General features: G+C 39.0%; 16 protein-coding genes. 6 read left to right on the top strand and 10 right to left on the bottom strand.

Going from position 1 to position 16,668, the window contains the following annotated elements:
• Position 1: 1 nt before the first annotated feature.
• Positions 2 to 1,963, bottom strand: a complete 1,962-nt coding sequence (gene gyrB, locus ACXACJ_RS07270) for a DNA topoisomerase (ATP-hydrolyzing) subunit B (protein ID WP_475133684.1) — start codon at positions 1,961 to 1,963, stop codon at positions 2 to 4.
• 105 nt (positions 1,964 to 2,068) lie between these two features.
• Positions 2,069 to 2,434, bottom strand: a complete 366-nt coding sequence (locus ACXACJ_RS07265) for a CoA-binding protein (RefSeq protein ID WP_475133683.1) — start codon at positions 2,432 to 2,434, stop codon at positions 2,069 to 2,071.
• 105 nt (positions 2,435 to 2,539) lie between these two features.
• Between ACXACJ_RS07265 and ACXACJ_RS07260 the strand changes: the two genes are divergently transcribed.
• On the top strand, positions 2,540 to 3,751 hold the full coding sequence (locus ACXACJ_RS07260; RefSeq protein WP_475133682.1) for a thioredoxin fold domain-containing protein: 1,212 nt from the start codon (positions 2,540 to 2,542) through the stop codon (positions 3,749 to 3,751).
• A gap of 9 nt (positions 3,752 to 3,760) precedes the next feature.
• Here ACXACJ_RS07260 and ACXACJ_RS07255 read toward each other — a convergent pair whose 3' ends face one another.
• The 3 genes from ACXACJ_RS07255 to ppk2 (ACXACJ_RS07245) form a co-directional block, all read right to left on the bottom strand.
• Entirely contained in the window at positions 3,761 to 5,335 is a 1,575-nt protein-coding gene (locus ACXACJ_RS07255) for an NAD(P)/FAD-dependent oxidoreductase (RefSeq protein WP_475133681.1), read from the bottom strand.
• 85 nt (positions 5,336 to 5,420) lie between these two features.
• Positions 5,421 to 6,203 (bottom strand): polyphosphate kinase 2, encoded by a 783-nt coding sequence (gene ppk2 / locus ACXACJ_RS07250; RefSeq protein ID WP_475133680.1) that lies wholly within the window; start codon positions 6,201 to 6,203, stop codon positions 5,421 to 5,423.
• The gene (gene ppk2, locus ACXACJ_RS07245; protein WP_475133679.1) at positions 6,203 to 7,102 is read right to left on the bottom strand and encodes a polyphosphate kinase 2; all 900 of its coding nucleotides are present in this window, start codon (positions 7,100 to 7,102) and stop codon (positions 6,203 to 6,205) included. The genes ppk2 (ACXACJ_RS07250) and ppk2 (ACXACJ_RS07245) overlap by 1 nt, the downstream gene beginning before the upstream one ends.
• 153 nt (positions 7,103 to 7,255) lie before the next feature.
• On the opposite strand from ppk2 (ACXACJ_RS07245), the gene ACXACJ_RS07240 reads away from it, so the two are divergent.
• Positions 7,256 to 8,038, top strand: a complete 783-nt coding sequence (locus ACXACJ_RS07240; RefSeq protein ID WP_475133678.1) for a hypothetical protein — start codon at positions 7,256 to 7,258, stop codon at positions 8,036 to 8,038.
• Between the two features lies 1 nt (position 8,039).
• Here the strand turns inward: ACXACJ_RS07240 and ACXACJ_RS07235 are convergent, their stop codons facing one another.
• Positions 8,040 to 9,077: a DUF1573 domain-containing protein gene (locus tag ACXACJ_RS07235; protein WP_475133677.1), complete on the bottom strand. Its 1,038-nt coding sequence runs from the start codon at positions 9,075 to 9,077 to the stop codon at positions 8,040 to 8,042.
• Between the two features lie 111 nt (positions 9,078 to 9,188).
• Here ACXACJ_RS07235 and trpS point away from each other — a divergent pair, with 111 nt between their 5' ends.
• Together trpS and ACXACJ_RS07225 are read left to right on the top strand one after the other, a co-directional pair.
• Positions 9,189 to 10,166, top strand: coding sequence for a tryptophan--tRNA ligase (gene trpS, locus ACXACJ_RS07230; RefSeq protein ID WP_475133676.1), 978 nt, complete (start codon positions 9,189 to 9,191; stop codon positions 10,164 to 10,166).
• A 69-nt stretch (positions 10,167 to 10,235) separates the two neighbouring features.
• On the top strand, positions 10,236 to 10,772 hold the full coding sequence (locus ACXACJ_RS07225) for a hypothetical protein (RefSeq protein WP_475133675.1): 537 nt from the start codon (positions 10,236 to 10,238) through the stop codon (positions 10,770 to 10,772).
• A 65-nt stretch (positions 10,773 to 10,837) separates the two neighbouring features.
• On the opposite strand, the gene ACXACJ_RS07220 is transcribed toward ACXACJ_RS07225, so the two are convergent.
• The gene (locus tag ACXACJ_RS07220) at positions 10,838 to 11,686 is read right to left on the bottom strand and encodes a DUF4249 domain-containing protein (RefSeq protein ID WP_475133674.1); all 849 of its coding nucleotides are present in this window, start codon (positions 11,684 to 11,686) and stop codon (positions 10,838 to 10,840) included.
• A gap of 17 nt (positions 11,687 to 11,703) precedes the next feature.
• Positions 11,704 to 14,055 (bottom strand): TonB-dependent receptor, encoded by a 2,352-nt coding sequence (locus ACXACJ_RS07215; RefSeq protein ID WP_475133673.1) that lies wholly within the window; start codon positions 14,053 to 14,055, stop codon positions 11,704 to 11,706.
• A 387-nt stretch (positions 14,056 to 14,442) separates the two neighbouring features.
• Here ACXACJ_RS07215 and ACXACJ_RS07210 point away from each other — a divergent pair, with 387 nt between their 5' ends.
• Entirely contained in the window at positions 14,443 to 14,775 is a 333-nt protein-coding gene (locus ACXACJ_RS07210; RefSeq protein WP_475135094.1) for a hypothetical protein, read from the top strand.
• Complete coding sequence (locus ACXACJ_RS07205) at positions 14,744 to 14,932, top strand: heavy metal-binding domain-containing protein (protein ID WP_475133672.1); 189 nt, start codon at positions 14,744 to 14,746, stop codon at positions 14,930 to 14,932. The genes ACXACJ_RS07210 and ACXACJ_RS07205 overlap by 32 nt, the downstream gene beginning before the upstream one ends.
• A 254-nt stretch (positions 14,933 to 15,186) precedes the next feature.
• Here ACXACJ_RS07205 and ACXACJ_RS07200 read toward each other — a convergent pair whose 3' ends face one another.
• Both ACXACJ_RS07200 and ACXACJ_RS07195 read right to left on the bottom strand, forming a co-directional pair.
• On the bottom strand, positions 15,187 to 15,786 hold the full coding sequence (locus tag ACXACJ_RS07200; protein WP_475133671.1) for a superoxide dismutase family protein: 600 nt from the start codon (positions 15,784 to 15,786) through the stop codon (positions 15,187 to 15,189).
• 207 nt (positions 15,787 to 15,993) lie between these two features.
• The gene (locus ACXACJ_RS07195; protein ID WP_475133670.1) at positions 15,994 to 16,443 is read right to left on the bottom strand and encodes a cold-shock protein; all 450 of its coding nucleotides are present in this window, start codon (positions 16,441 to 16,443) and stop codon (positions 15,994 to 15,996) included.
• Positions 16,444 to 16,668 lie beyond the last annotated feature (225 nt).

Raw genomic sequence — 16,668 nt, 5'->3', positions numbered from 1 at the left:
TTTAAATATCAACCTTAGCGTATTTTGCATTCCTTTCAATAAAGTCTCTTCGCGGAGCAACTTCATCTCCCATAAGCATTGAGAACAGGTGATCGGCCTCAGCGGCAGATTCAACAGTTACGCGCTTCATGCTTCTTGTTTCAGGATCCATTGTAGTTTCCCACAACTGCTCAGGGTTCATTTCACCCAAACCTTTGTATCGCTGAACGTTTACGGCATCTTCTTTTCCAGAATCACCAACCATTTCCTTGGTTAGAATCGCTCTTTGCTGTTCATCCCAGCAATAACGCTGATCCTTTCCTTTCTTCAACAAATACAAAGGAGGAAGAGCGATATATAAATATCCGTTATCGATAAGCGGACGCATGTAGCGGAAGAAGAAAGTCAGAATCAAAGTTCTGATGTGGCTTCCGTCAATATCGGCATCCGTCATGATTACAATTTTGTGATAACGAAGCTTAGTCATATTAAGCGCTTTGTCGTCATCTTCCGTACCGAAAGAAACACCTAAAGCGGTAATGATGTTTTTGATTTCATCGTTATCGTAGATTTTATGCTCTTGTGCTTTCTCTACGTTAAGAATTTTACCTCTTAAGGGAAGAATCGCTTGGAAGTTTCTATCACGACCTTGCTTTGCAGAACCACCTGCAGAATCCCCTTCCACAAGATACAGTTCACAAACCGCAGGGTCTTTCTCTGAACAGTCTGCCAATTTACCAGGAAGTCCCGTTCCAGAAAGCACGTTTTTACGCTGCACCATTTCACGCGCTTTTCTTGCCGCATGACGCGCCTGCGCTGCCAAAACCACCTTTTGAACAATAGATTTAGCAGCTTTTGGATGCTCTTCTAGGTAATACTGAAGTGTTTCGCTCACCGCAGATTCTACAGCTCCCATTACATCTCCATTACCTAATTTGGTTTTGGTTTGTCCCTCAAATTGAGGCTCGGCCACTTTAACCGAAATAACAGCTGTTAGACCTTCTCTAAAGTCATCTCCGTTGATATCAACCTTAACCTTATCCAACAAACCTGATTTGTCGGCATAAGACTTTAAAGTTCTTGTTAAAGCTCTTCTGAATCCAGAAACGTGAGTTCCACCTTCAATCGTGTTAATGTTGTTTACATAAGAAACCACATTTTCAGAGTAAGAAGAATTGTAGCTCATGGCCACTTGAACTGGCACTTCAGACTTTTCACTTTCTATGTAAATAGGCTCCTCGATCAAACTTTCTCGAGTTTCATCCAAGAAGCTTACAAATTCCTTTAAACCACCATCAGAATGGAATACTTCTCCTAAGAATTCTCCGTCTTCACCTTGCTCTCTTTTATCAACCAAAGTGATGGTGATACCGGCATTTAGGTAAGACAATTCTCTCAATCGAGAAGCAACAGTTTCGTATTTGTAAACCAAAGAGGTAAAAATCTGATCATCTGGCTTAAAATGCACGGTGGTTCCGTGTCTATCAGATTTACCAGTTTCTTTTACAGGGTATTTTGGAACCCCGCGAGAATATTCTTGCTGATATTCAGAACCGTTTCGTTCTACCGTTACATGCAAAAGAGATGAAAGTGCATTCACACAGGAAACCCCTACTCCGTGAAGACCACCAGACACTTTGTATGTGTCTTTATCGAACTTACCTCCTGCGTGAAGTACGGTCATTACAACCTCCAATGCAGAACGTTTTTCCTTTTCGTGATAATCAGTAGGAATACCTCGACCATTATCGGTAACTGTAATGGAATTATCCTCTTCGATAGTAACAGAAATGGTATCGCAATAACCAGCTAAAGCTTCATCAATAGAGTTATCAACAACCTCCCAAATCATATGGTGAAGGCCTTTGATACCAATATCACCAATGTACATGGCCGGACGTTTTCTTACGGCTTCTAAACCTTCTAAAACCTGAATATTACCAGCTGAATACTCTTTATTCTTCTTCTCTTTGTCTTCGCTCATGTGAATCTAAACTATTAAAAAAGAGGTGACGGTCGGGTTTGAATGTTCAAGCCAAGATGGGTACAAGACCGCCCTCAAATAAAGCACGAATATAGGCAAAATAACTTAAAAATTGCCCACGGAAAGCATAACTAAAGTACAAGCCTGAACGCACTCAATACCTTCTTTTTCCGCTAATTCTATAAACTCCTGATTTTCAGTCCCAGGATTGAATATAATGCGCTTTGGCATTAAAGAAAGGAGGTAATCGTACCACTCTTTTTGTCGGCTTGGGTTGATATAAAGTGTTACCGTATCTACCCCTTCAATCTTGGGTTTGTCATATATATTCAGAATGGTTTCGCCCAGCACTTCTCCTTCACTAATTCCTATAGGAATAAACTCATGATTACGTTCTTGTAGCATAGAAGCTGCCTTAAAAGCGTAGTTATTTGATTTGGGATTGCTCCCTATGATTACCGTTTTTTTCACTTAACTAATATTAACAATGGGGTTGGAACTAAAACCTCTAACTTTACCTTCGAAATGCGAATATGGGATTTATTGCGTTATAGATTCCGAACATGCAAAATGTCTATGAGAGTTCCACTATTATTACTAGCCAGTTTCTATTCTTGTTTAGTTTTCGGGCAAAAAAATCTGGCTTTTCAAGAAGTTAAAACTGAAGCAGATTGGGATGCAATAGTGGAAACAGCCCGCGTAGAAGACAAACTAATTTTTGCTGAAGCTTATGCTACTTGGTGCGGCTATTGTAAACAAATGGATCGCGAGGTTTTCACCAATCCTGAAGTGATTGACCTTTTCAACCAGCAGTTTATTAACGTTAAGTTCGATGGAGAAAAAGGTTATGGCATCGTTCTCAATGAAAGGCTGAAAGTTGAAGGTTTTCCTGCCATGTTCTTTTTGAATAAAGAAATGGAGAGTATTCAAACCATTAGCGGCTATGTGCCCTCTCCTACACTTTTGGCATACGCAAATCAAGCAATCAATGTAAATTCAAAGCTTCCTCTTTTGAAGGATAAGTACGAAAATGGCACAATCACCGATGATGAAAAACTGGAGTTGATCGGAGTATTGGAATCTGTTGACCATGAAAAAGCAGCGCCTTTGGCCAAAGAATATCTATCGACTCTCACCCTTCAAAATTATATTGATCAAGTTGAAAACCTATGGTTGGCCAGCCGTTTCGAAAATCAATTAACCACGCCTAATTACCTGTTGATATCTGCGAATAAAGATGCTCTGGTAGAAGCTCACGGACTAGAAGAATATCAGGATTATTTTAAAGCGATTTTCAATGATAATCTGCAATTGGCGGTTCGTTACGGAAACCAAAAACTCTTGTATCAACTGATTACTGATGTTTTACCTCAGTTTTTACCTGAAATTGAACTACCTGAAGCGGCTTTCATTACTAAGAAAATTTACTTTCAAGAAAGACAAGAATTCGACAAGTATCAGTTTGAAGTAAAGAGCTATTTGAATAACACTGTTGTTGGTGATGACACTCGATTAGAGTTCTTGTTTAATAATGCCTTAGAAATCATTGAAGGTCAAGAAGATGAAGCTATGATCCAATTTGCTGCAGACCTATTAACTCAAGCTGTCGCCCTTGATCCAACACATTTCGAGTCCACCAGTTTGCTAGGCTATAACAAAGCGCTTTTGGGTGACTTTGATGAAGCTCTAAATCTGTTGGAAAAAGCAAAGGGTCTAACAGAAAGCCAAGAAGAAAAAGATATGGCTGACGGAATGATTCAAGCCGTAAAAGCCATGAAGGAGATGTAATTTCCCTTCTTATTTCGTCCTAAACTTTAAGCTCTCAACAAGTTTTTCAGCGCATTTTTCTCCATCCATAGCGGCCGAAATGATACCTCCCGCATAACCTGCTCCTTCTCCACAAGGGAAAAGTCCTTTTATTTGAGGATGCTCCAAACTATCCTTATCTCTAGGGATTCTTACGGGTGAAGATGTTCTACTTTCAACTCCTACAATTTGAGCTTCGTTAGTGTAATAGCCCTTCATCTTCTTACCAAAAGCCTTAAAGGCGGTTCTTAAGCGATAACTCACCGACTCTGGCAATACTTCTCTCATATCCACCGAAAGCAAACCAGGCTGATAAGAAGTGCTATTCAACTGATTAGAAACTTTGTTGTTGGTGAAATCCACCATGCGCTGGGCTGGTGCAGTTTGATTTCCACCAGCTATTTCACAAGCCAACCTTTCAATTTCTGCCTGAAACTCCATGCCTGCCAAAGCTCCATGTTGCTGATAATCCGCTAAATCTTCTAGTTCAATGGCAGTAACAATTCCCGAGTTGGCGTAAACAGAATCTCTTCTAGACGGGCTCATGCCATTCACAACCACTTCTCCAGGCGCTGTAGCCGCGGGAACAATAAATCCTCCTGGGCACATACAGAAACTAAAAACGCCACGCTGCTTACCATCAAAAAAGGTTTGATGAACAAGAGCATAAGACGAAGCTGGCAGATATGGCCCGCGATCTGTTTCACAATGGTATTGGATTTGATCAATCAGCGCTTGTGGATGCTCAATTCGAACGCCCAATGCAAACGGTTTGGCTTCAATAAATACGTTCTTATTGTTGAGCAAATAAAAAATATCTCTTGCTGAATGACCAGTGGCCAGAATCACTCCTAAACCATCCACCTTAGAACCATCGGCTAAGATTACGCCCTTCATTGCATCGTTTTGAATAATGAAATCCGAAACCTTTGTATCGAAATGGATTTCACCACCGGCTTGCAAAATGCTTTCTCTGATTTCTTGAACTACTTTGGGGAGTTTATTGGTACCAATATGTGGATGTGAATCAACAAGAATCTGATCGGTAGCCCCATGCGCCACCAAAATTTCCAAAGAACGCAAAATATCACCCCTCTTCTTCGACCTTGTATAAAGCTTACCATCAGAGTAAGTGCCTGCTCCACCTTCACCAAAACAATAATTTGATTCAGGGTTGACCTTGTGATCTTTATTGATTGCAGCTAAATCTCTTCTCCTTTTTTGAACATCGCTACCTCTTTCCAGAACAATAGGTTTGTAGCCCAATTCAATCAATCGCAAAGCCGCAAACATTCCCGCAGGCCCAAACCCCACAATAATCACGGGTTCAGCATTATGAACATTAGGGTAATCCCTTTGGTAATTTATGGTTGCAGGTACCTTTTCATTGATATAAACCTCTGCCTCAATGTTGACTTTTATATTTCGAGAACGGGCATCGATGGAGCGTTTAAGCAGCCTAACTTCAGCATCGCGAACACCAGCTTTTTTAAGAATGGTTTCTTTACAAAGCGTTTCTTGAAAAGCCTCTTCGGGCTTTAAGATAGTTTTTATCAGCTTGCTCATAAGGTAGAGTTTTTATCTCTAAAAGAATTGAAGGGTAATCTTTCGCAAAGATAGAAGCCAAAACCTCACATTCTCTACCCTTTCGCTACTTATAAGGCACTTTTTCCAAAATATGGCAAATCACTTGAATTCTGGCATCCGTCTTTTTATTCGCTTTGAGAATAATCCATGGGTTGGCTTCCGTGTTGGTAACCTCAAACATCTTCTGTTTGTAAGTGGTGTAAGAATCCCAAAGTCCTTGCGCTTGTTCATCTACAGGAGACATTTTCCATCTCTTCAGTGGATTCTCCATGATGTCTTCAAAACGACTGGCTTGTTCCTTCTTAGTAATCGAAAAATAGAACTTAAGTAAAATGATTCCATCATTGGTAATCATGCTTTCAAAAGGGTTTACCTCTTGCATAAAGCGATTGTATTCATCTTCAGTACAAAAACCATTTACGGGTTCTACAACTGCCCTGTTGTACCAGCTTCTATCGAAGAAAACAATTTCACCAGGATTGGGTAAACGTGTAATATATCGCTGAAAATACCACTGACCTTGTTCTTGTTCCGAAGGTTTAGGAAGCGCTATAACCCTATAATTTCTAGGGTTTAAATGGTGAGTTACCCTTCGAATAGCACCACCTTTACCAGCAGAATCGCGACCTTCGAAAATGAAGCACAAACGTTTATTTTCGTTGATTACCCAATTCTGAAGTTTAATCAATTCAACCTGAAACTGCTCTAAGCGCTTTTCATATTTCACATACCTCAAAACCTTTTCAGGATTGAAGTTATCGCCCTGCTGAAGCATAAGCTTTAAAGCCTTTTTGCTATTGAGTAATTTCAGATCCTTATCCGAGAAATTGTATTTTAAATCAGCCATTAAATTAAGCTATAAATAGAACGGTGGAACCTCATAACTACATTGGGATCTGGTAAAACAACCGTGTCAGCTTCCTCCTTCCCTGGGTATTCAAACTTTGAAAGTACATGCCTAATACTTTCTAACCTTGCCTGCTTTTTGGTATTGGTTTTCACAATTACCCAAGGGCTAAAACTGGTATGGGTTCGGGCAAACATCTGTTCTTTATAATAGGTATACCTTTCCCACATTTCTTGTCCTTTTTCATCTACCGGGCTTAATTTCCATTGCTTCAAAGGGTTGGCTCTGCGATCATTAAACCTTCGGTCTTGCTCTTCCTTTCCTATGGAAAACCAAAACTTGATGATATGAACACCATCTTCAAAAAGCATATGCTCAAATTCTGGAACTTGGCGCATAAAACGCTGATATTGATCATCGCTACAGAAGCCCATAACCGGTTCTACCACTGCACGATTGTACCAACTTCTATCGAAAAACACCATTTCGCCAGCATAAGGCAATTCTTTGATGTAGCGCCTAAAGTACCATTGTCCCATTTCTAGGTCAGTGGGTTTGTTCAAGGCCACCACTCGCATGCTTCTTGGGTTTAAGTGCTCTATAAAACGCTTGATGGTACCGCCTTTTCCTGCGGCATCTCTTCCTTCAAAAAGTATGGCAACACGTTGTTTGGTTTCAGCAATCCAGTGTTGAAGCTTAACCAATTCAACCTGCAGCTTTTCCAACTGCTCTTCATATTCCACATTATACAAGGCCTGAGAGTAATCTCTTCCTTTTTCGTTCAGTATTCTTTCTAAGTCGGCACGGTTCTTAATCTTGGTAAAATCTCTATTATCCAGCATTTCCTCTTTGGAAAGCTTATTTTGAACCGAGTCGTCTGTAATTAAAAATTCACCCATATTTAAATCAGGATTTCACCGTTAAAATACACAAATTGAATTGACTGCTTCCATCAGAAGCCATGAATTGTATAGATTAAATAATTTATTAGGATTACATTCGTGATTTATAACCTGTTAGAATTAGAGATTTCAAAAACGAATCAAACATTTATGAAACAACTCCTTTTCATTTTCTTCTTCTCCTTTATTTCAGTCAACACGTTTGCACAGGACTATCTAATAAAAGTTCATGGCGATACACTTTCGGGAGAAATTTCCTTACTCCCAAACGGCAAGTTGCCGCCTTATGTGCAAATCAAAAACGGTGAAGGTAAAGAACGTATCGACATGTTCGATATCAGAAGTATTTACCTAGCAGATGAAGGAGTTGTGAAACCATTAAAAGTGGGTACCACATATCAGTTTGGGTTATTGGTGAAAAGTGGATATTTGAGCCTGTATAAATACTCAAACAACGATAGACTTCATGATTTTGCTTACCCTGTTTTGCAAAAAATGGACGGTACATCGATGGAAGTTCCAGGAATTTTTGGTTTTAAAAAATATATGATCGGCTTTTTGGAGGATTGTGAGAATGTTACTCAAAAGATAGAAGATAAAGTTTACACAAAAAACGACTTAGAGACTATTGTTGATGAATACAACACTTGCATTCAAATGAGAGATAGCGTTGTGGCTACTTCTCAAGTTGTGCCTAAAAAGTCTTCTCTTGACAAAGACCTTGAAAGCCTAATTAACGACTTCAAAGCACTTCTAAAATATTCGGATAAAGTTGATAATCGTAGTGATGTTCAGCAGATGTTCACCGACTATGTGAATAAGATTGAAAGTGGCGAAACTCCTCCTAATTACTTGATCAATGGAATTAAAGAAGGTGTTTCAAAAGATGACAAGCTAAAAGATATTTTTAATAAAATTACCGAAAAGCGCTAGTCTATTTCACATGCGCTTTAAAGGTTATTACTGCTGTTGGTCGCCTAGGATCGTTCGAGAAAATCGCTAAAGTTTTTCGCTCATACCCTAGTCGGCCAGTAGCATCGAAAACCACTTTAAGTGTAGCAGATTCGCCACTTTTTAGCTCGGCTTTATCGATAGTGTAATTCAAACAGCTGCAGTTGCTCTGAATTCTTTCCATTTTTAAAGGAGCCGATCCCGCATTAGAAAGTTTAATTTCCACACTATCTTTCTCTCCTACTTCCATCACCTTAAAATCATGATCCCAATCGCTAGTCACAAAAAATGGCGAGTTGCCTTGCGTATGGTCTGCAGGTGGATATTCTAGAGAAAATTGTACAGGAATTGAGAAAATGGTAGAATCCTGCTCATCCTTAATGCTAACCACCTCTCTAACAAAACCCGGAGCAAGAGTGGTATCGCTCAACAAAGTCAATCGCATTCTGGTGAATTCGCCATGCGGAACGATATTAGGTTCAAAGAAAACTTGATAATAAGGTGAGATTGAAACAGTGTCTAAATCAATAGTCTTTCCGCCAAAATTATAAAGCGTGAATTCATCACTGAGCCGATCTCCCATAAATCCAGCCTTCAAATTGAACACTTGATTTCTCGCTCTAAAAGGCCAAAACTCATTTCTGTAAGCCACAAAAACATCTTCAACAGGACTGAGAACCCTACCTATAAACAAATACTCTTGAAGTACTACATCATTGCTATTGAGTATTTTAGCCGCGATTCTAAACTTACCAGAGAGTTCTCCGGGTATTACAGAATAAGGAATTCTTATGCGCTGATCGGGCAAAGCCGTTATCGCTTCTTCTCCAAAACTCAAAGCTTTATTAGCCGTCCAAAAGCTTAACAATAAAGTATCGCTCGAGGAATTTTGCCATTCCAATTCACCCTTTAGCGTTTTAATCTCTCCTTCAAAAACACCAAGGTCTACAGGCTCAACTTCTTGGGCCGAAATTTTGTAAAAGGAAAGTAGTAGAAGAACAATGTATTTCAATCTCTGCATATCGTACTCACGAAACAATGTGTGAAAATTGTATAACCAAAGCCAAAAATAACAAGGCAGTTCTTGAATGGACCAACCATTAGTGATTTATTTGTGACAAAATCATTATTCATGGCAAGAATTTTAACAGGAATTCAAAGTTCGGGAAAACCTCATTTGGGCAACTTGCTCGGGGCTATTATTCCTGCAATTGAACTTTCGAAGGACCCTAAAAACGAATCCTTCTTTTTTATCGCTGATTTACACTCACTTACCACTATAAAAGATCCTCAAACCCGCATTGACAACACCAATGCAGTAGCTGCTGCTTGGATGGCATTTGGGTTTGATACAGACAAAAACACCTTCTACCGTCAATCGAGAGTACCTGAGGTTTGCGAACTGACCTGGTACTTGAATTGCCTCACTCCTTTTCCGATGTTGGCCAATGCGCATTCTTTCAAGGATAAATCCGACAGACTTTCTGATGTAAATGCTGGCTTGTTCACTTATCCTGTGCTTATGGCCTGCGATATTCTACTTTACGATGCCAATATTGTTCCTGTAGGTAAAGACCAAAAACAACATCTGGAAATGACCCGGGACATGGCCAGTGCTTTCAACAATCAATTTGGAGAAACTTTCGTGATTCCAGAATCGAAGATTGATGAGAAAATCATGACGATTCCCGGAACAGATGGCCAAAAAATGAGCAAATCGTATGGCAATACCATTGATATTTTTCAACCTGACAAAAAGTTGAGAAAGAACATCATGCAAATTGTAACCGATAGTACTCCTTTAGAAGAACCTAAAAATCCTGAAGGAGATAATGTCTTTGCCTTGTATTCTCTACTTGCTTCGGAAGAACAAACTCAAGAAATGAGAAAGAAATACGAAGGAGGAAACTATGGTTATGGCCACGCAAAGCAGGAGCTTTACGAGGTTATCGTAGAGAAATACGCCAAAGAGCGGGAGATTTTTAATTACTATATGGAAAACCTCGATGAGCTAAACAAGAAACTCGAAGTTGGTGAAGAAAAGGCCAGAGTAATTGCCAGAGATGTATTGCAAAGGGCACGAAAAGCCATAGGATTTTCCGAGTCATAAAATAATCGATACATTTTGGCACCAAAAAGAAACATAGGTCGTTGAACACATAATGTAATCCACATTCCCATGACAAAGCTTAAAATCACCTTTTCACTTCTGCTTGCTTGTCTTCTAATTTATAGCTGCGAAGATTCTAAAAACGAAGTTTCTGAGTTTACAGGAAACGAAGTGAAGTTAGAAATGATACCGGGAACAGTTGAAGGCAACACCACAACTGGAGAATTGCTGATTAGAGAAAGAACGGATGGGAAAGCTCAAATCGAGATTACATTAAACAATGTTTTGAAAGGAGCTCAACACCCAGTTCACCTTCATTTTGGGAGTTTAGATGACGATGGCGAAGTAGCTACGTTCCTTAATACTTTAAAAGAAGAAAATGGTGTAGGAAAAAGTGTTACCGTTCTGGAATCGCTTGATAACAGCACGGCCGTTACTTACAATTCTTTGGTGAATTTTGATGGCAGTGTTAAAATTCACTTTAAGTATTCTGGCCCAATGGAAAATGAAATTTTAGGCTCTACGAATATAGGCCTGAATACCGATCAAAACGAAGCATATTTAAGTGGTTTAAAAAGCATAACCACCTGTAATTCGAATTTCTAGTCTTTGTTATTCATATTAAAAAGCCCCAGATTCTTAGAATTTGGGGCTTTTTTCATGCTTTAACTTTAATCTTCTGGAGGTGATACCACAATCTCATCCCTTTCGAGCGCACTGACTTGAAAATAGCCCATTGCCCCGTTGGAAAGGTTGGTTCTTGGATTGGCCGGTGGCGGACTAAACATTCCACCATCGTTGTTCAGAAGGTTCGATAAATCACTATAGTAAAGAAAACCCTGACGAGAAATGCTATACATTTCAACCTTCACCACATCGTCAATCGCATAATAGCCAGCGATAGGTAAGTCATCGATTTTTTCTCCCAAAATTTCATCATCAGCAAAGTAGATATCGGTGTCGGTGTCCTTCATCAATTCGCCATTTCGATAAAATTTGAACAAATAATAGTCTTCTCTATCTTGAGGTTCAGAAGCATAGAAAAGTACTTCATAAAACCTTCCTTCATCTTCTGGATCTTCCATTTCATCTTCATTCAACTCTACTTTCAATGAATCAATTTTGGTGACAGGAAAAAGCGTTTCCTGAGCAGAGTAGGTAGTTCCATCAGATTCAACACTCAAAGTATATGTTCTGCCAACCACGCCTGCATAAGCAGTTTCGGGTAAATAGTAGCCTTCCAAATCTGGATTATCATAAGGATTATGAACGTATTTTACTTCCCTGCCTTGATCGTCCTTTACAGTTACATAAGCATTGGTAACTGCATTGGCTGGCCCTGACTCATAAAAGCCTCGGGATTTAGACAAACGAACATAATTTAGGTTTGCATCTGTGGTCACAAGACCTTCAACAACAAGCCTGGGTTCGCTGGTTTCAGGATCTATGATTACGGTTTCTTGGCAGGCTACAAACCCGAAGCCCAACAATAGAATAAGATATTTATATATAGATTTCATCGATGATTTCTTCTGAATTAAAACTTGATATTATAGGTAACTGAAGGTAAAACTGGGAACAGATAGATCATGCGAGCCTCTTTCTGAGTGCCATCGCCAATAATGTTTCCGTCATCATCTTGAGTCACGCGAGTTGATAAAGAGAATGGATTTTTTCTACTGTAGGCATTATAAAGCGCAAACACCCACGAAGTTTGCCATTTTTTATATTTGTTGCTTTTTGGGGTTAAAGTCGCACTTAAATCCAAGCGGTGGAAAGCAGGCAATCTATAACCGTTTCTTTCGGAAATTACATCTACCACATAGCCATCGCCATATTGATACGATCCTGAAGGTAGCGTTGTGGGTTTACCTGTTCCGTAAGTAAAGCTTCCACCGAAAGTCCATTTATCGCTGTAATCGTAAGTTGCCAACATGTTGAAGCTGTGTCTACGATCGTAATTGGCTAAGAACGTTTTGCTTAGGTTTACTCCTTCAATGGTTCTTTCAGCCTTCGAAAGCGTATAGCCGGCAAATCCCGTCAGTTTTCCCTTCTTCTTTTGCAAATAGAATTCAACACCATATCCTTTGGCTTCGCCTTGTCTGTATTCTGTGGTCAAATCGTCATTAAAGAAAATTTGAGCGTTATCGGCAAAGTCCGTTACATCTTGCATCTTCTTGTAATAAGCTTCCACAGAAAACTCATAAGTATTATCGTTGAAGTTTCTGAAATAACCCATCGCCACCTGATCGGCCAATTGAGGCTTTAAATAATAGCCACTTGGTGCCCAAGTATTGAAAGGTAACGGCACTGTTCCGCTCGAAATCAAATGCGTGTTTTGCACCATTCTGTTGTAACTGAACTTCAACGAGCTCAAATCACTCAACATATAGCGCATAGACAAACGAGGCTCTATATTGATGTAAGTTTTGATGTTTTCGAAACTGCCAAAGCTCAGCGTATCTGTTCTTTTTGGGTTCGAATTGTCCTTTGGGTCTTCATATAAATAAACATTTCCTTTACCAATGTTCTGGAATACGCTCAAACGCGCACCGTAATTAAAGGTGAAACGCTCCGAAATCTTATGCTGTGCATCGATATACAAAGAGTGGTCTAAAGCGTAGGCCTTATCCAATTCGGATTCAGAGAAAATAGATTCGGCACCTGGTGTGATTTTACCTGGATTGAACCTTCTGTAAGTGATATGATAACCAAAATCCAGTTCGAACTGAGGATTGAAGAAGTAGTTCAAATCGTTTTTCACTGAATATTCCTGCAAGCTCGAATCCCATTCAAAACCTTGCGCTGGATCGGGAGAACCCAAACCATAATCGAAACTAGAGGCAATTAATGAAGTATTGGAGAAGAGCTTATCGCTGAACAGGTGATTCCAACGGAAAGTGGCAGTTTTATTTCCCCAATCGAAACCAAAATCGTCTCCAAAACTGAAATCGTCTCTACCCGCATATAATGAAAGGAAGAAACGGTTGTTATTGTTGGCCCTCCAGTTCAGTTTGGCATTTACATCATAGAAATAGACTAAATTATCTTGATCAGCAGCTTTCAGAAATAAATCGACATAAGATCTTCTGGCCGAAACGATAAACGAACTTTCATCTTTCTTGATTGGCCCTTCTACAGAAATGCTACTTGCCAAAAGTCCAATTCCGGCTTCTCCTTCAAACTCCTTGTTATTTCCATCTCGGGTTCTTACATCTAAAATCGAAGAAAGTCTTCCTCCAAATCTGGCTGGAATACCACCTTTATAAAGCTCACTATCCTTTAATATATCTGCATTGAATACAGAGAAAAGACCGAACAAGTGAGAAGGATCATAAACAGGAGCTTCATCGATCAGAATCAAATTCTGATCGGCACTTCCTCCCCTTACGTAAAAGCTAGAAGTTCCTTCGCCCGCAGAAATTACGCCAGGCAATAACTGAATGGTTTTGATAATGTCGGGCTCTCCAAACAGCGCAGGAAGCTTCTTAACTTGTTCAATATTCAAATCATTTCTACTCATTTGAATACTGGTAACATTTGCTTTGGGGCTCTCTCCTGTCACCACAACTTCCTCCAACTCCAAAGATTCTTCCGTTAGAGAAACATTAAGAGCCACATCTTTATCCAGTTTGATTTCCTTTACAATGGTTTCAAATCCAATAAAGCTATAGTGAATGGTGTAATTGCCCGGAGGCAGAGTAACAGAATAGAACCCATAACTATTGGAAACCACTCCATTGCTGAGTTCTTCCACGAGAACATTCACCCCAATAAGCTCTTCGCCATTGGCGGCATCTCGAATGTACCCGTTCAGTGTGAATTTTTCTTGGCTAAAAACTGCTATTGAACATAGCAAGGCCATGAAACTAAGCGTAATCTTTCGCATGTTTTTGACTTGTTGTTTTGTTGTTTAATTAGACACCTTAATCAATGTCGGTTCGTGTATGTGACGACCAAAAAAGTAAATACACGTAGGCCATTGAAAAAGAAACTTATCATGTAGTCGTAATTGAAGCCAAAAGGTTCGGCAAAGGGCCATGTTTTTTTCAAAAAACCTAAAACTTAACTCAGGAATAATACAGTTTTTACTCTGGGAATATTTCAAAATAGCTTAATCTAACATTCCTTAACACCTAAATACCTATTCAAAATATTCTATTTTAAATAGCAGTAAATTATTAATATTCACATCTGTTGTCACATCTATTAATATTTAATCAATGAATGAAATAACAAATTGCCCCAACTGTAAAGCTGAATTGAAATTGGTCTTATGTCCAGCACTAAACTTTTAGACTCTTCCAAAACAAAAATCATAAATGAGTACCACCAGCATAAATCAGATGGATATTGCACTAAATGCAGCAAAGATTTACTAGTTACTTATCAATCAAAGTTATTTGATGAAAAGAATGAAATCACAAAAAGAGTTAAGAAGTTAATTCACACTATACCCGTTATTTCAACGCATTCGCCATTGAATTGGGATTACAATATTCTGGATATGGTCACAGGGCAATCGACAACTGGTACTGGTGTAATTTCAGAATTCACCTCATCTTTTACAGACTTGTTTGGAGCCCAATCTGGTCGTCATAATAAATAATAAAAAGTTAAAGCACGGAGAAGATATGTGCTTTGCCCAGTTAAGAAAAAAAGCCCTAGATGCTGGAGGAAACGCTGTTATTGCAACAGATATTGACTATTCGGAATTGGGAGCAGAAAAAGGGATGATAATGGTTGTATGGCTGGAACTGCCATAAAGTTGAATAATCCAGATGTCCTTGGTCAAGAAAAATCAAATCGAATTGATGAATTAATCACTCTTAATCAACGTCTACAACATCTCATTCAACTTGAAATATTAGAAGAAGAATTTTAGTACGGTTTAATAATGATTAAATCCTCTGTTTTAAAGACTATCCACACTTCAACATTTCCCTAAAAAAAGTCCCCTCAGCTAGTAAATAACCGAAGGGACAACCTCAATTTAGAATAAAATGTCTTGGGAAGAGTATTAGTTGGAAGCAATTACACCACAGCCAATTCTGGAACCTGCGGCACCCGAAGGTTGTGATGTAAAATCATCAGCTCCAGCATGAACAATTACAGCTTTGTTTAACACATTTGTGCTATCTGGGCCTCCGATTGTCCAGCCTCCAACCTCAAGGGTCATTGTACCTGTACTATCATTACCTACTAAAAGGTTTCCTATATCTCCTTTATGGAAAGTATCGTCAGTTTTGCGATTTCCGTGTTCAACGCCAAACGGATTCCAGTGTCCACCTGCTGAAGAACCATCTGCTGCAGAACAATCACCTTTTTCATGCAAATGAACGGCATGTTCTCCTGGTTTAATGTTCTCTAGTTTCACTTCTAATTTCACAGTTGAATCATTAACTGAGGTAAAAGTAGCTTCACCCGCTAAATCGCTATCGCTTTTGCTCATTAAATCTACAGTCACCATCTCTGCATCGTTCATGGCTGGTCTATCTTTTGGAGTAGATTCGTAAGCGTTATCTAATTCTGATTCTGTTTTTTCTTTTGCTTGAGAACACGCAACAATAGCCATTGCTACGCCAAGCATAAGTATAAATGAGTTGAATGTATTTTTCATGGTCTTAAGGTTTTTCTCTCTTTTATGAAAAACCTATGCCATAAACCCAAAAGCCATTTTAGCTGAAAATAGGCTCATTTTACCTTTAAAATCCTTAGAAACTATGGAACGTTTGCCTCATCGCTGTGGAATTAAATGCCGATAAACTTTTGAGCATAAAAAAAGCTGGTTAAAACCAGCTCTCTACAATTTTTTAAACGTTTGAAGTTAGATTTTCTTAACCCTTACGGCATTCAATCCTTTAAGGCCTTGTTCTACTTCAAAAGTTACTTTATCGCCTTCGCCAACTTTGTCTACTAAACCACTAATATGGACAAAGAACTTCTCTTGCGTATCTGTTTCAATGATAAAACCGTAGCCTTTAGATTCATCGAAGTAAGAAACTTTTCCCTTCTTAACCTTCTCATCTTCTTCTTCCAATCTTTTTGGAACGCCAATTTCAATGCTACTGGCTTTTACTTCTTTCTTCTTTCGATTTGGGTCTGGTGGAGTGTCCGTAATATTACCAAATTCATCTACGTAGGCCATCATATTTTCCAAACCTCCGCCTTCAGAATTGGCCTTTCTTTCTTCCTTCTTCTGCTGTTTGTCTTGCCTTTTTTTAAGGCGTTTCTTCTCTTTCTCTTTCTTGTTGAACGTCTCCTGTGATTTTCCCATTCGATAATTTAAAATGATAGATAAAATAAATACACCACATGCATTGGCGTAACTGCAGTTATTGCTTCTAAACAAATAATTGGGTAATACTTAAAGGAATTGCCTAAAGATTGATTCAGTTGTAACAACAACAGGTTTTAAATCGTAAGCCGAAAAGCTTTCAGCCAATACTTTTGCAAATATAAGCTTTAAATGCTGGTTTCAGAATCAAAATTTTGTAAATCC

The sequence above is a fragment of the Roseivirga sp. AWQ4_251 genome, assembly GCF_056158225.1.
The sequence above is the reverse complement of the archived record's forward strand: the minus strand, read 5'-3'. Positions and strand labels throughout refer to the sequence as shown.